Source organism: Streptomyces sp. NPDC050418, assembly GCF_044458745.1.
Taxonomy (GTDB): domain Bacteria; phylum Actinomycetota; class Actinomycetes; order Streptomycetales; family Streptomycetaceae; genus Streptomyces.
On record NZ_JBITIG010000002.1, the window covers coordinates 408,294 to 422,666 of the forward strand.

Below are 14,373 nucleotides of genomic sequence, written 5' to 3' on the forward strand. Positions count from 1 at the left end.
TCTGGCATGTCGTGCTGTCGCCCCCGTCGTCTCGCTACGCCCTCCCCGGCCCGTCCAGTATGGCGGCGCGCCTGCGGAGTTTGTACGGGGCCGGGCGGCTGCCCGGGCCCAGTCGGTCCATGGCACGCAGAATGTGCTTGGGCGGTAGTTGCCAGCGTACGCGGGACGGAATGCACCGCAGGAGGACGCCCGCGCTCCGCAGCCGGCGGTCCGCACTCTTCACCGAAGGACCCCGCCGGCCGTACAACTCCTGCGCATACGGCGGCAATGCGGCATACGCCAGGTTCGCCACGCGCCGCCAGACGAGGGCCCGCAGCGGGACGAGGAGCGGATGCGTGGGCGGCCGCTGAAGGAAGTCGTCCACATCGCGGACCTCGGGTCCGGCCTTCAGCTCGGGGAGCACCCGTTCGAAGTATGCGGTCAACTCGGCTTGATTGGACGGGACTTGGGCCGGATCGAGGCCGAGGAGGCGTGCGTCGACGCGGTGCTCGTCTATATAGCGGTCGACGAGCGCGTCATCGAGCGGGAAGCCGGATCTGCGGACGACGTCGACATAGGAGTCGATCTCCGCGCAGTGCACCCAGAGCAGCAGTTCGGGCTCGTCGACCCCGTACACTTCGCCGGTCGCGGGGTCGGTGGCCTTGAGCATCCGGTGGATCTTGCGCACGCGCGCACCGGCCTTCTCGGCGGCCTCGGTGGTGCCGTAACTGAGGGTGCCGACGAAGTTCGCGGTCCGCAGCAGCCTCCCCCAGGCGTCCTTGCGGAAGTCGGAGTTCTGCATGACGCCGCGCACCGCACGCGGGTGCAGCGCCTGCAGGTACAGGGCGCGCACTCCGGCCACCCACATCATGGGGTCGCCGTGCATCTGCCAGGTCACCGAATCAGGTCCGAAGAGCCCGGGATCCGCCTGCCGCATGCTCCCACCTCCGCTTACAGGTTAGGCGCAGACGGCGGCGTCGGGTCAGTCACAGGCGAGCTTCGATGTACCGGGCACGAGATCCAGCGGCGGCAGGCCGGCGGAGACGAAGACCGCGAGGTCCTTGCCGGCCAACTGGATGTAGCCGTGGACGTAGTTGCTGCTGCGCCCGGTGGCGGCCTCGTACGGGACGGGTGATGTCAGGTCCGTGTGCACGGTCTGCAGGATCCAGGTCCTGCCCGCGAACTCGGTGGACGTGAGGCCGCAGTGCGCGAAGAAGTCATGGGGGTACCAGGTGTCGGGCCGCGGCCTCTTCGGGCCGCGGACGGGGTTGCCGTCCTCGGCAGGTTCTCGGGGCGGAAGTGTCTCGTCGCCCGCCGGAAACGTGGTCGGGGCCGACCTGACCCGTTCCGCGCTCAGGGCCGAGCCCGACCGGCTGTCGCCACCGTCCTCACAGGCGGTGAACAGCAGGGCCGCCGGCAGCAGCAGGACAGCGAGGCGCGCGTGCTTCTTCATGCCCCTTGGACGCCGGCCGCACGGCTTTCGTTCGGCTCCCGTGCGGATCGGCTTCCCACAGCTCCAGGAGTCACGTCACGGCCGCGCCCAGCGCCAGGAAACCGCAGATCAGCACGAACAGGATCACGAGGAGCGGCCAGACGAACCGCAGGTACTTGTCGTAGCCGACCTTCGCCAGCGCCACACCGCCGATCGTCACGGCGGTCGTCGGCACCCACAGGTTCATCCAGCCGCTCGCGGCCGCCCACGCGGTGACGACGACGGCGCGCGAGACGCCCGCGAAGTCGGCGAGCGGCGCGAGGATCGGCATGGCGAGGGTGGCATGGCCCGAGGTGGACGGGATCAGGAAGGCCAGCGGCAGGTTCACCAGGAAGACGATGATCGCGAAGAGCGCGGACGAGGTGCCCTTCACGACGCCTTCGATGGAGTGCAGCACGGTGTCCGTGATCTTCGTGTTGTTCATGATCACGGTGACGCCGCGGGCCAGCATGATGACCAGCGCGGGTGAGATGAAGTCGGCCGCGCCCTGGATGATCGTGGAGCTGAGCTTCGGCTCGCTCATCCGCGCCACCACGCCCACCAGCACGGCGGCGACCAGGAAGAGCGCCGCCAGCTGCGGGAAGGACCAGCCGAGTTCCCAGCCGTACGGGGTCGCGTCGGCCTTGCCGGTGAGGGCGCTCGACCACGGCACCACCGAGAAGATCATGAACGCGAAGACGAGGACGAGCATCACCAGGACCGCCTTGTGCAGCCGGGTGAGCTCGGGCACCTCCTCGGCCTGCGCGGAGGCCTTGTCGCGGTCGCCGGGCTGGAAGCCGCCGATGGAACGCTCGGGGTTCTTGCGGACCCGCGTCGCGTACCGCACCACGTACGCGATGGTCACCGCGGTCAGGACCAGCCACATCACGAACCGCAGCACGATCCCGTCACCGAGCGAGATCCCCGCCGCGGAGGAGGCCACACCGGTCGCGAACGGGTTGACGGTCGAGCACATCACGCCGACGCCCGCGCCGAGGATGGCGGTACCGACGGCGACCATCCGGTCATAGCCGAGCGCCAGCATCATCGGGACGAGCAGACCGTAGAAGCCGAGTGTCTCCTCGGCGAAGCCCTCGACCGTGCCGAGGACCGAGAACACCGCCATCACACCGGCGATCAGGAGCCAGCCGCGGTCGCGCAGGCGGTGTGCGAGCCGGGAGATGCCGCGGTCGAGGGCGCCGGTCGCGAAGACGACGGTGATGAACGCGCCGATCGCGAGCACGAACAGGAAGACGCCCGCGCTGCCGTACAGCGCGCCTTCCATGTCCGGGCCGACCTGCCCGGTCTTGGTGTCCTGCACGCCGTACAGGCCGTTGACCGGCGACAGGAACAGGTCGTTGAGCCGGTCGACGAAGCTCTGCCCGGACGGCACGCGCTTGTACGTGCCTTCGACCGGGGAGCCGTTCTCGTCGCGGTCGTACTCTCCGGACGGCACGAGGAACGCGAGCAGCCAGACCGCGAGGGTGACGATCGCGAGCACGGTGAGCGCGCTCGGGAACGTGAACTTCTTCTTCTGCGGCTCCTGTTCGGGCGCCTCGGTCTGGGTGACGCTCACGAACGGCCCCCGCGCCGGCGGAAGTCCTCGGCGTACTCGGTCACGAACGCGGCCATCGCGACGACGGTGTTGCGCAGTTCGGAGAAGAGGACCCGCTCGTTGGGCGCGTGCAGATTGCACATGCCGTCCTGCGCGCCGAAGAGCAGCACCTCGGCCCCGGGCGCGGCCTTGGCGAGGCCGTTCACGAGCGGGATGGAGCCGCCGGTCGCGACGTAGTCGGCGTCCTTGCCCCAGGCCCGCTTCAGCGCGCTGCGCGCCGCTTCGTACGCGGGCCCGCCGGTGGCCGCCTCGTAACCGGGTCCCGTGTCGCCGGGTGTGACGGTCAGTCCGATGCCGAACGGGCGCTGGGCGCGCAGGTGCTCGACGAGGAGGTCGCGGGCTTCCTTCGGGTCCTGTTGCGGGTGGAAGCGCAGATTGAGCTTGGCGCGTGCGTACGGGACGACGGCGGAGGCCGCGCCTTCGACGGCCGGTGCGTCCAGGCCGATGACGGTGATCGCGGGCCCGGACCAGAGCCGCTCGCCGAGCCCTCCGGTGCCGATGAGCGGCAGCCCGTCCTCGACGCCGGCGAGCGAGCGGAACTCGTCCTCGGTGTATCCGGTCCCGTTCCACTCCTCGCGCCGCAGCCCGTCGACGGCGACGTCCCCGTGCTCGTCGTGCAGGGTGGCGAGGGCCTTCAGGAGGACGAGGAGCGCGTCGGGCGCCGCGCCGCCGAACTCCCCGCTGTGGCGCGGCTCGGCGAGGGTGCGGACCTCGACCATGACCTCGGCGGCGCCCCGCAGTCCGGTGGTCAGGGTGGGCGTGCCCGGACGCAGATTGCCGAGGTCGGCGATGACCATCGCGTCGCACGCGAAGCGCCCGGGGTCGGTGGGCGGATAGTCGTCGAAGGGGCTGCCGTACTCCTCCTGCCCCTCGATGATCATCTTGATGCCGACGGGCGGCCGGCCGCCGAAGACCCGGAGCATCCCCAGATGCGCGATGACATTCGACTTGTCGTCCGCGATCCCGCGCGCCCGCAGCCCGCCTTCGATCGAGGTGGGCTCGAACGGCGGCGACTTCCAGAGGGTTTCGTCCCCGGCGGGCTGCACGTCGTAGTGCCCGTACAGGAGCACGGTGGGCGCGCCCGGGTCGGGCGGCGGGATCTCGGCGTAGACGGCCGGGGCGGTGTCGGGCAGGTCGAGGCGTTCGACCTTCTCGACGCCCGCCTCGCGCAGCAGGCGTACGAGCAGGGCGTGCGCCTCCTCCAGCGGCTCGGGCGGGAAGCCGGGGAACGCGATGGACGGGATCGCGGCCAGCCGTTCAAGGTCGGCCGTGAGCCCGTCCATCAGCTGGTCGACGGTGCTCTCGAACTGCTCGCTTGCCATGGACTGCCCCTGCCGGCCGGTCGGTCACCACGTCAGGCCAGGCTTCCTGCCGGGGCGACACGCCGCACTCCGGACGGGGCAAGCGTGTGGCGCGGAGGCCCCGCGCGTCGCTCAGCTCACCGAGCGGAGCGCCTGCGGGGTGAGGTCCGCGAGCGTGGGGTAGCCGTCGACCGCCATCAGCAGGTCCGCCTCGGCGAGCAGCGCCCGCAGCACATGGACCAGGCCGTCGACACCGCCGAGGGCGAGCCCGTACGCGTACGGGCGTCCGACGGCGACGGCGGTCGCCCCGAGCGCGAGGGCCTTCACCACGTCCGTACCGCTGCGGACACCGGAGTCGAAGATCACCGGCAGTCCGTCCGCTGCCTCGACGACACCGGGCAGGGCGTCGAGCGAGGCGAGACCGCCGTTGGCCTGGCGGCCGCCGTGATTGGAGCAGTAGATGCCGTCCACGCCGCCGTCCTTGGCGCGGCGCACGTCCTCCGGGTGGCACAGGCCCTTCACGATCAGCGGGAGCGAAGTGAGGGAGCGCAGCCAGGGCAGGTCCTCCCAGGTGAGCGGGTTGCCGAAGACGCCCGCCCAGTGCAGCACCGCGCTGTTCATGTCCTGCTCGGGCGGCTGCGGCAGCAGCGAGCGGAAGACCGGGTCGCTGGTGTAGTTGGCGAGGCAGTGGCCGCGCAGCTGGGGGAAGTTGCTGGTCGCCAGGTCGCGCGGACGCCAGCCGGTGACCCAGGTGTCGAGGGTGACGACGATGCCCTTGTACCCGGCCTTCTCGGCACGCTCGACGAGGCTGGCGGCCAGATCGCGGTTCGTGGGCGTGTACAGCTGGAAAAAGCCGGGCGTCTCACCGAACTCGGCGGCCACGTCCTCCAGCGGGTCGACGGTCAGCGTCGAGGCGATCATCGGCACACCGGTCCGCGCCGCGGCCCGTGCCGTCGCGAGATCGCCGTGCCCGTCCTGCGCGCACAGGCCGAGCACCCCGATGGGCGCCATCATCAGCGGGGTGGGCAGCGTCAGGCCGAACATCGACACGGACAGGTCGCGGTCCTTGGCGCCCACGAACATCCGCGGGATCAGTCCGTGCTTCTCGAAGGCGGTGACGTTGGCACGCTGGGTGTGCTCGTCGCCCGCTCCCCCGGTCACGTACGACCAGACCGACGGCTCCATCGCGGCGCGCGCCTTCTCCTCCCACCCCTCGAAGGTCATGGGGAAGCGGGGCACGACACCGCTCAGTCCGTTGAGGTAGATCTCCAGCTGGTAGTCGCCGTACCCGGCCATCGTCCGCTCCCACTCGCCCGCACTTGGTTACCGGCCCGTATTTTGTGCCCGGTGACACGGTGGCATGGGTTCTGCGGTTACGGCAGGGGCGGGCGGCGACATAAATCGATCACGCGGGCCCGCACCTTCGCGGCCCCGTCGACGACGCACACCCGACCTTGCCCGCATACCAAGGTCCACCTAGGCTGAATGCGCTTTCATCCTTTATGCCGCTCCGCTCAAGACTCGGGGGACCGATTCCGTGAGCTCCGCCCCCACGGTGTACGACGTCGCCGAACGTTCCGGTGTCTCCATCGCCACCGTGTCCCGCGTCTACCGCAACCCCGACTCGGTGCGCGCGCAGACAAGGGAGCGGGTGCTCGCGGTCGCACGGGATCTCGGCTACGTGCCGAGCGGCAACGCGCGCGGGCTCGCGAGCCGTTCCACGGGCGTGCTCGGCCTCTGCTTCCCCGACTACTCGGACCCGGACGCCGAGTCCGGTGCCGAGGCGGGCGCCTCCGCGTACGGGGACGAGGCGGACGACGAAGCGGCCATGCTCTACTCCGACCAGATCATCCGCGGCATGGAACGGGCCGCCCGGCGCCATGGTTACGCGCTGCTGATCGCCGCGTCGCTGAAGGGCGGCCCGGAGAGCCTCGTGGCGAAGGTCGCGGGACGCGTCGACGGCTTCGCGGTACTGGCCCGCACCGTACCGACCGAGGAACTCGAGGTGCTGTCGCGCCGCCGGCCCGTGGTGATGCTCGCCGGGCCGCGCGAGAACCAGCTCGACCACCTGGACCACATCGAGGTCGCCAACGCCGACGGCCAGCGCGAGCTGACCCGGCACCTGATCGAGGACCACGGCCTGCGGCGGCTCGCCTACGTGGGCTCCGCGGAGGAGTCGCCGGACGTCGAGGCGCGGTTCCGCGGGTACGTGGAGGCGTGCAGGACCGCAGGGCTCACGGTGAGTGCGGAACCGGATCTGCGGGTCGGGATGATGACGCAGGCGCAGGGTGCGGAGGCGGCCGACGCGCTCCTCGACCGGCCCGGGGAACGGCCCGAGGCACTCCTGTTCGCCAACGACCAGATGGCCGTCGGAGCGCTGCACACCCTGGAACGCCGTGGGGTGCGGGTGCCGCAGGATGTGGTGGTCACCGGATTCGACGGAATCGCCCTGAGCCGCCTGGTGCGCCCGGCCCTCACCACGGTGCGGCAGCCGATGCGCCGCATGGGCGAGGAGGCGGTGGAGCTCCTGGTGCGCCGCCTGAACGACCGGACCTCGGGCAGGACCGAGGAGCCGGTGTCCATGACGCTGCCCGTGTCCGTGGTGCGGCGGGCCAGTTGCGGGTGCGGGGCGCTCGACCGCTGAGTCGGTGGCGAGGGTCGCAGATCCCGCCCGGACTCAGCCCCGCCGCCCCAGCACCCTCCCGAAGAACTCCCCTGTCGCACGGTCCAGTTCGGCGACGGACCGCTCCTCCCCGTCCCACTCGAAGTGCCCCGCCTCCAGTACGTGCAGCTCACGCCCGGCCCCCGTGGGCAGCCCGTTGTACACCGCGAACTGACCGGGCGGCGGCACGGCCGGATCGAACAGGGCCGGGGCCGTCAGCACCGGCTTGTCGATACGGCCGGCGGCCGTCGCCGCGTCGAAGTACCGCAGGACATCGGTGACTTCGGGGTGTTCCTCGTGATGACGGCGGACCGCTGCGCCACTGCCCACGCAGTCGAGCGTCAGCCGCAGCGGGTGGTTGCCGAAGGTCGGAACGGTCAGGCGGCCGGCCGCGAGGCGGTCGTCCCAGGGCAGCGCGAGCGCCCCCAGGCCGCCCCCGAAGCTCTCCCCCAGATACCCGAGGTTCGGCGACAGGCCGGGGACGAGTTCGAGCAGCGCGGTCGCCGCGCACCAGAGGTCGGCTACGCACTCGCCGATCACGTACGACTCCCGTGAGCCGATGCCGTGCAGCACGTGCTCGTCGGCGATGGAGGGCACCCCTGGCAGCAGGCTCCGGGTGCCCATGCCGCGCACACAGGGCAGGATCGCCGCCGAGCGCGGCAGCGGCAGGGGTACGGCGCGGCCTGGCACGTCCCGGCCGCCGTACCCGTGGCCGATGACGAAGCCGTGCTCGGCCTCGCCGTCCTCGGGCAGGACCAGCCAGCCCCCGAGCCGTACGCCTCCGATAGTGGAGTACGTCACGTCGTGGATGCGTACGCCGTCGCGCTGCTCCACCACGCGGCCCGCTTCGGGCTCGGGTCGCACGGCGAGCGCCCGGGCGTGGCGCTCGCGCCAGAAGGCCTCGAAATCCTCGGGCCCCGCGGGCGCCGGGATGCCCAACAGGTCGTCGAGCGTGCAGCCGTAGGCAGGATCGAACGGGAAGTCGTGGGCGAAGGCCGGGCGGGCGCCGGCGTCGGCACGGGTGCGGGTCATACGGCCGACCCTAGCCAGCCCGGGCGGGGTTCCCCGTCGGCCGGGGTGCGCCGGGAACGCGAGGTGCCAGAAATCAGGTTCGACTGAAACGGCCGTCTCCAGGTAGTTTCGTTTAGCAAACAACTAGCGGTACGGACTTCCCGTCGAGGGAGTGTGACCAAGACCCCTCTTGTCACATCCGAGCGGTTGCCACAGAGTTATGTATGCGCTTACAGACAGCGCATACATCGGAATCGCTCGAAGAGGAGCCGTCCATGAACCGCGCCGCCACCACCGCTGCCGTGGCCGTCACGTTGGCCTCCGCGCTGACCCTCACCGCCTGTGGTGGTTCGAGCGGCTCGCAGACTTCCGCGGACTCGAAGCAGACGCTGAGCGTGTGGGCGATGGGCGCCGAGGGCGAGAAGCTCGCCGATGTCGCGAAGGTCTACGAGAAGGCCAACCCGAACATCACGGTGAAGGTGACCCCGATCGGCTGGGACGTGGCCCACCAGAAGCTTGTCGCCGCTGCCGCCGCGGGCAGGCTGCCCGACGTGATGCAGATGGGCGGCAGCTACATGACCGAGTTCGCCTCCATGGGCGCGCTCGAGCCCGTCGACACGAAGACCTTCGAGGAGAAGGACTACTTCCCCGCCGGCTGGAGCCAGGGCGAGTTCGAGGGCGAGACCTACGGCGTGCCGTGGTACGTCGACACCCGCGTCCTCTACTACCGCACCGACCTCGCCGAGAAGGCGGGCGTCGACAAGGCCCCGGCCACGATGGACGAGCTGCGGCAGGCCGCGGAGAAGCTCCAGAAGAAGGCCGGCAGCAAGTGGGGTCTGTCGATCCAGCCCGGCGGCCTCGACACCGTGCAGAGCTTCTACCAGTTCCTGTACTCGGCCGGCGGCCAGATCGTCACCAAGGACGGCAAAGCCGTGGCGAACAGCCCGGAGGCCGTGAAGGCACTGGAGAACTACGGCGGCTACTTCGAGAAGGGCCTCAGTGAGAAGTCCGTACGTCCCGGTTACGACGTCACCAAGGACTTCAACAACGGCTCCGTGCCGATGTTCTTCGGCGGCCCTTGGATCATGGGCCTGATCGACGACAACTATCCGGACCTGAAGGGCAAGTGGGCCGTCGCGAACGTGCCCGCCGACGAGACCTCCGCCTCCATGGCCGGCGGCTCCGCCCTCACGATCTCCGCGGACAGCGAGCACAAGGCGGCCGCCGGGGAGTTCATCAAGTACCTCACGGACACCAAGGGCCAGGCCGACTGGTACAAGCGCACCAAGGACCTCCCGGCCAACGTGAGCGCGTGGGACCGCGGTCAGCTGGCCACCGACCCGAACATGAAGATCTGGAAGACCCAGATGGAGTCGGCCCAGGTCGCCCCCGCCCAGCCCAAGTGGACCGAGATCACCTCGAAGATCGACACGGCCGTCGAGAAGGTCACCCAGGGCAAGGCCTCCGCGCAGAGCGCGCTCGACGCCGCGCAGAAGGAGATCGAGGGCCTCGTGGCGAAGTAGCGGCCACCACGACGTCACTCACCACCCCGGCGCCTCGCACGCCGGAAGCCCGAAGGACGGACCATGTCGACGACGACACCCACCCGCGCACGCGCCGGGGTCGCCAAGACCCCGGGCGGTGCCCCCAAAGGGCCCGACGGCCGCGGCGGGCGGCGCAGAAGGCGCTCGATGGGGAAGCAGAACCTGGCCGGCTGGCTGTTCTCCACCCCGTTCCTGGTGCTCTTCGGCGTCTTCATGCTCTTCCCGATCGTGGCGACGCTCCTGATGAGCTTCACCGACTTCGGGCAGCGGCATGTACGGCGCCCGTTGGAGGCCCGGTTCGTCGGCTTCGACAACTACGTGAAGCTGTTCGGCGACGAGCAATTCCTCAGGGCACTGTTCAACACGGCCTACTTCGTGGTCGTCGGGGTGCCGCTGACCATCGGGCTCGGCCTGCTGATCGCGATCCTGCTCAACAACGGCATCGACCGGGCCCGTACGTTCTTCCGTGTCGGCTTCTACGCCCCCGTGGTGACGACGATCGTCGCCGTGGCGATCGTGTGGCGGTTCGTGCTCGACCCGTCCGACGGGCTGATCGCCGGGCTCGGTGACGAACTCGGCTTCACCGCACCGGACTTCCTCGGCTCGGAGACCTGGGCCATGCCGTCCCTGATCGCGATGGCGGTGTGGCGCAACCTCGGCACCGTGATGGTCCTGATGATCGCCGGGCTGCAGGCCATCCCCACGGAGGTCCGCGAGGCCGCGCGTCTGGACGGGGCGAACGCCTTCCAGGAGCTGCGCCGGATCACGGTCCCGCTGCTCAGGCCGACGCTCCTGTACACCACGGTCATCACCACGATCGGCTATCTCAACGTCTTCGAGGAGCCGTTCGTGATGACCCAGGGCGGTCCGTCCGACGCCACGCTGACCGTGTCGCTCGACATGTACAAGCAGGGCTTCAGCTTCTTCAACATGGGCTACGCGAGCGCCATGGCGTACGTCCTGTTCGTGGTGATCATGGCGATCACGGTGCTGCAGCTGCGACTGATGAAGGACAACACGAAATGAGCGCCGCACCCACCGCCGCACCCCCGGTCGCACCCACAGCCGCACCCCCGGTCGCTCCTGAGCGCCGCCGCCAGCAGGGTCGCGTCAGCAAGCCCGTCCTGTACGTGATCGCGTCGCTCGGTCTCCTCGTGATGGCCGCGCCCTTCCTCTGGATGGCGCTGAGCGCCTTCAAGACGAAGAAGGACCTCACGGCGAGCCCGCCGGTGTGGCTGCCCTCCGAGTGGACGCTGCAGAACTTCCGGGATCTGCTCGACCAGTTGGACATGCCGCAGTACTTCCTGAACTCGCTGATCGTCGCGGTCCTCGTGACCGTGTGCAATCTGCTGTTCTGCTCGATGCTCGGCTACGCACTCGCGAAGCTGAACTTCACCGGCCGCTCGAAGGTCTTCGGCATCGTCCTGGCCGCCCTGATGGTGCCGGCGAACCTGATGGTCCTGCCGCTGTTCGTGCTCATCAACCAGCTGAACCTGCTCGACACGTACGCGGGACTCGTCCTGCCGTTCGCGGCGGCGGCCTTCGGTGTCTTCCTGATGCGGCAGTTCATGCAGGCCATCCCGGACGAGCTGCTCGAAGCGGCGCGGATGGACGGCGCCGGTGAGTGGTACATCTTCTGGCGGATCGTGATCCCGCTGGTCAAGCCGGCGCTCGCCACGCTGACGATCTTCACGTTCCTCGGGTCGTGGAACAACTTCATCTGGCCGCTGATCGCGACCAACGACCCGGACAAGTACACGCTCCCGGTGGCCCTCGCCACGTTCGCCAACGACCCCAACCGCACGGTGGGCGGCGCCAACGGCATGCTCATGGCCGGCTCGCTGCTCGTCGTCCTTCCGGTCCTCGTCGTCTTCGCCGTCCTTCAGCGGCACTTCACCCAGGGCATCGCGACCGCCGGCATGAAGTAGCACCCACCGGCCCTCGCCACCGCACTCCTCCCTCGTACGCCTCGTACGCAGAAAGACAGGCACCGCCATGACGCCCACCCCTGCCCGCACGCCCTTCCCCGACGGCTTCCTGTGGGGCGCCTCCACCGCTGCCCACCAGATCGAGGGCAACAACGTCAACAGCGACTGGTGGCGCAAGGAGCACGACCCGGCGGCGGGGATCGCCGAGCCCAGCCTCGACGCCTGCGACAGCTACCACCGCTGGGAGCAGGACATGGACCTGCTGGCGGAGCTCGGCTTCACCGACTACCGGTTCAGCGTGGAGTGGGCCCGTATCGAGCCGGCCCGCGGCCACTTCTCGCGCGCCGAGATCGCGCACTACCGGCGGATGGTCGAGGGCGCCATCGCCCGTGGCCTGCGCCCCATGGTGACCCTGCACCACTTCACGATCCCGCAGTGGTTCGAGGACCTCGGCGGCTTCACCGCCGACGGCGCCGTGGAGCTCTTCGCGCGGTACGTCGAACAGTGCGCGCCGATCATCGCCGAGGGCGTACGGCATGTGTGCACCATCAACGAGCCGAACATGATCGCCGTGATGGCCGGTCTCGCCAAGCGCGGCGAGCAGGGCTTCCCGCCCGCCGGGCTGCCCTTCCCCGAGGAGGAGACGACGCACGCCGTCATCGCCGCGCACCACGCCGCGGTGCAGGCCGTCCGCTCCATCAACCCCGGCATCCAGGTCGGCTGGACCATCGCCAACCAGGTCTACCAGGCCCTTCCCGGTGCCGAGGACCTCACCGCCGCGTACCGCGGTCCGCGCGAGGACGTCTTCATCGAGGCGGCCCGCGGCGACGACTGGATCGGCGTGCAGTCCTACACCCGTACGAAGATCGGCGCCGACGGCCCGGTGCCCGCCCCGGACGACGCCGAGCGGACCCTGACGCAGTGGGAGTACTACCCCTCCGCCGTCGGCCACGCGATCCGGCACACCGCCGCACTCATCGGCCCGGGCATCCCGTTGATCGTCACCGAGAACGGCATCGCCACGGGTGACGAGCAGCGCCGTATCGACTACTACGCGGGCGCACTCGACGCCGTCGCCGCCTGCATGGAGGACGGCATCGACGTCCGCGGCTACCTCGCGTGGAGCGCGCTCGACAACTACGAGTGGGGTACGTACAAGGCCACGTTCGGCCTGATCGGCTGGGACGGCGAGACCTTCGCCCGTACGCCCAAGCCGGCCGCCCACTGGCTCGGCGGCCTCGGCCACGAGCAGTCGCTGCCGCGGTTGCACTGATCGCAGGCGGCGGTCGCGCGGAGTCACTGCAGACCGGCGGAATCACCGCGGATCGACGGGGGCACCGCGGATCCACCGGCCGGCCGCCGCACCACGACCCGTTCCGGAGCGACGCCCCTAGGACGCTCCGGGACGTGCGGGTCCAGGAGCCAACACCCCGCTGTCCTGGTCCCGAGGGCCTGCGCCACCTGACCGCGCAGGCCCACCCGGGCGGGGTCCGGCGCGAGCACGCGCGCCGGGCCCCGCCTTCGGCCTCACCTGCGTACGCGGGGCATCCCCAGCCCGATCCAGGAAATGATCTCCCGCTGGATCTCGTTGTTGCCGCCGCCGAACGTGAAGATCACGGCGCTGCGGTATCCGCGCTCCAGTTCACCGTGGAGCACCGCGCCCGCCGATCCCTCCTTGAGCGGACCGGCCGCCCCGACGACCTCCATCAGCCAGGCGTACGCGTCCCTGCGCGCCTCGGACCCGTACACCTTGACCGCGGAGGCGTCCTGCGGGGTGAGGGTGCCGTTCTGCACCGCGTTCACCATCTGCCAGTTGAGCAGCTTCATCGCATCGAGTTTGGTGTGCGTCATCGCGAGCCGCTTGCGCACCCAGCCGAGGTCGAGAACGCGCCGGCCGTCGGCGAGCTTGGTCTCCTCGGCCCACTTCTGCACGTTGTGCAGCGCGCGGATCGCCATCGTGCCGTGCGCGGCGAGCGTGACGCGCTCGTGGTTCAGCTGATTCGTGATGAGCCGCCAGCCCTTGTTCTCCTCGCCCACCCGCCTGCTCACGGGCACCCGGATGTTCTCGTAATAGCTGGCCGTGGTGTCGTGCGAGGCGAGGGTGTTGATGATGGTGCAGGTGTAGCCGGGGTCGGACGTCGGCACGAGCAGCATCGTGATGCCCTTGTGCGGCGGCGCCTCCGGATCGGTCCGCACGGCCAGCCACACCCAGTCCGCGGTGTCACCGTTGGTGGTCCAGATCTTCTGCCCGTTGACGACGTACTCGTCGCCTTCCCGCACAGCCCTCGTCTTCAGCGCGGCGAGATCGGTCCCGGCGTCCGGCTCGCTGTACCCGATCGCGAAGTCGATCTCCCCGGAGAGGATCTTCGGCAGGAAGTACTGCTTCTGCTCCTCGGTACCGAACTGCATGATCGTCGGGCCGACGGTGTTGAGCCCCATGATCGGCAGCGGAACGTTGGCCTGCGCGGCCTCGTCGAAGAAGATGAACTGCTCCATCGGGGTCAACCCGCGTCCCCCGTACTCCTTCGGCCAGCTCACCCCCAGCCACCCGTCGCTGCCGAGCCGCCGGATCGTCTCGCGGTAGAACCGCTTCTGCTCGGCCGGGTCCTCGTACCGGGCGTAGGCGTGGTCCGGCACCAGCTCGGCGAAGTACGCACGCAGCTCGGCGCGCAACTGCTGCTGCTCAGGCGTGTATTCGAGGTGCACGGCCCCTCCTGGCTCTGACGGTCCTTGGCGGCGCACACAGTAGAACTTGTTTCAGTAATGGGGAAGACGCAACGGCACATGGGCTCACGGAACCCGCTGCGTAGGATGCTTGACGGCGCACCTGCGCCCTCCTGCACGCGCCCTGACTTGGAGCCT

General features: G+C 69.8%; 12 protein-coding genes. 5 read left to right on the forward strand and 7 right to left on the reverse strand.

The window, feature by feature from the left end:
- Positions 1 to 34: 34 nt before the first annotated feature.
- From ACIBI4_RS06090 to ACIBI4_RS06110, 5 genes are all read right to left on the reverse strand, one after another.
- Entirely contained in the window at positions 35 to 916 is an 882-nt protein-coding gene (locus tag ACIBI4_RS06090; protein ID WP_399202400.1) for an oxygenase MpaB family protein, read from the reverse strand.
- A 45-nt stretch (positions 917 to 961) separates the two neighbouring features.
- A complete protein-coding gene (locus ACIBI4_RS06095; RefSeq protein ID WP_399202401.1) occupies positions 962 to 1,432 on the reverse strand; it encodes a hypothetical protein in 471 nt (156 codons plus the stop codon).
- A 70-nt stretch (positions 1,433 to 1,502) separates the two neighbouring features.
- Positions 1,503 to 3,026 carry a YfcC family protein gene (locus ACIBI4_RS06100; RefSeq protein WP_399202402.1) on the reverse strand — a complete coding sequence of 508 codons (1,524 nt, stop codon included), beginning with the start codon at positions 3,024 to 3,026 and terminating at the stop codon, positions 1,503 to 1,505.
- A complete protein-coding gene (locus ACIBI4_RS06105) occupies positions 3,023 to 4,387 on the reverse strand; it encodes a M20/M25/M40 family metallo-hydrolase (RefSeq protein ID WP_399202403.1) in 1,365 nt (454 codons plus the stop codon). Before ACIBI4_RS06105 ends, ACIBI4_RS06100 begins: the two co-directional genes overlap by 4 nt.
- A 111-nt stretch (positions 4,388 to 4,498) precedes the next feature.
- Positions 4,499 to 5,662 carry an alpha-hydroxy-acid oxidizing protein gene (locus tag ACIBI4_RS06110; protein WP_399202404.1) on the reverse strand — a complete coding sequence of 388 codons (1,164 nt, stop codon included), beginning with the start codon at positions 5,660 to 5,662 and terminating at the stop codon, positions 4,499 to 4,501.
- A gap of 241 nt (positions 5,663 to 5,903) precedes the next feature.
- On the opposite strand from ACIBI4_RS06110, the gene ACIBI4_RS06115 reads away from it, so the two are divergent.
- Positions 5,904 to 7,010, forward strand: coding sequence for a LacI family DNA-binding transcriptional regulator (locus tag ACIBI4_RS06115; protein ID WP_399202405.1), 1,107 nt, complete (start codon positions 5,904 to 5,906; stop codon positions 7,008 to 7,010).
- 33 nt (positions 7,011 to 7,043) lie between these two features.
- Here the strand turns inward: ACIBI4_RS06115 and ACIBI4_RS06120 are convergent, their stop codons facing one another.
- On the reverse strand, positions 7,044 to 8,060 hold the full coding sequence (locus tag ACIBI4_RS06120; protein ID WP_399202406.1) for an acetylxylan esterase: 1,017 nt from the start codon (positions 8,058 to 8,060) through the stop codon (positions 7,044 to 7,046).
- A gap of 254 nt (positions 8,061 to 8,314) precedes the next feature.
- On the opposite strand from ACIBI4_RS06120, the gene ACIBI4_RS06125 reads away from it, so the two are divergent.
- The 4 genes from ACIBI4_RS06125 to ACIBI4_RS06140 all read left to right on the forward strand — a co-directional run bounded on the left by ACIBI4_RS06125 (position 8,315) and on the right by ACIBI4_RS06140 (position 12,784).
- Positions 8,315 to 9,562, forward strand: coding sequence for a sugar ABC transporter substrate-binding protein (locus tag ACIBI4_RS06125; RefSeq protein ID WP_399202407.1), 1,248 nt, complete (start codon positions 8,315 to 8,317; stop codon positions 9,560 to 9,562).
- Positions 9,563 to 9,625: 63 nt separating this feature from the next.
- Positions 9,626 to 10,609 carry a carbohydrate ABC transporter permease gene (locus tag ACIBI4_RS06130; protein WP_399202408.1) on the forward strand — a complete coding sequence of 328 codons (984 nt, stop codon included), beginning with the start codon at positions 9,626 to 9,628 and terminating at the stop codon, positions 10,607 to 10,609.
- Positions 10,606 to 11,511, forward strand: coding sequence for a carbohydrate ABC transporter permease (locus tag ACIBI4_RS06135; protein WP_399202409.1), 906 nt, complete (start codon positions 10,606 to 10,608; stop codon positions 11,509 to 11,511). Before ACIBI4_RS06130 ends, ACIBI4_RS06135 begins: the two co-directional genes overlap by 4 nt.
- A 67-nt stretch (positions 11,512 to 11,578) precedes the next feature.
- Entirely contained in the window at positions 11,579 to 12,784 is a 1,206-nt protein-coding gene (locus tag ACIBI4_RS06140; RefSeq protein ID WP_399202410.1) for a glycoside hydrolase family 1 protein, read from the forward strand.
- Between the two features lie 254 nt (positions 12,785 to 13,038).
- Here the strand turns inward: ACIBI4_RS06140 and ACIBI4_RS06145 are convergent, their stop codons facing one another.
- Positions 13,039 to 14,217 (reverse strand): acyl-CoA dehydrogenase family protein, encoded by a 1,179-nt coding sequence (locus ACIBI4_RS06145; protein WP_399202411.1) that lies wholly within the window; start codon positions 14,215 to 14,217, stop codon positions 13,039 to 13,041.
- Between the last annotated feature and the right edge of the window lie 156 nt (positions 14,218 to 14,373).

Bases quoted from the DNA above. Each gene is read 5' to 3' on its own strand.
- ACIBI4_RS06090 (WP_399202400.1), bottom strand. From the start codon at position 916: ATGCGGCAGGCGGATCCCGGGCTCTTCGGACCTGATTCGGTGACCTGG.
- ACIBI4_RS06095 (WP_399202401.1), bottom strand. From the start codon at position 1,432: ATGAAGAAGCACGCGCGCCTCGCTGTCCTGCTGCTGCCGGCGGCCCTG.
- ACIBI4_RS06105 (WP_399202403.1), bottom strand. From the start codon at position 4,387: ATGGCAAGCGAGCAGTTCGAGAGCACCGTCGACCAGCTGATGGACGGG.
- ACIBI4_RS06110 (WP_399202404.1), bottom strand. From the start codon at position 5,662: ATGGCCGGGTACGGCGACTACCAGCTGGAGATCTACCTCAACGGACTG.
- ACIBI4_RS06120 (WP_399202406.1), bottom strand. From the start codon at position 8,060: ATGACCCGCACCCGTGCCGACGCCGGCGCCCGCCCGGCCTTCGCCCAC.
- ACIBI4_RS06125 (WP_399202407.1), top strand. From the start codon at position 8,315: ATGAACCGCGCCGCCACCACCGCTGCCGTGGCCGTCACGTTGGCCTCC.
- ACIBI4_RS06130 (WP_399202408.1), top strand. From the start codon at position 9,626: ATGTCGACGACGACACCCACCCGCGCACGCGCCGGGGTCGCCAAGACC.
- ACIBI4_RS06135 (WP_399202409.1), top strand. From the start codon at position 10,606: ATGAGCGCCGCACCCACCGCCGCACCCCCGGTCGCACCCACAGCCGCA.
- ACIBI4_RS06140 (WP_399202410.1), top strand. From the start codon at position 11,579: ATGACGCCCACCCCTGCCCGCACGCCCTTCCCCGACGGCTTCCTGTGG.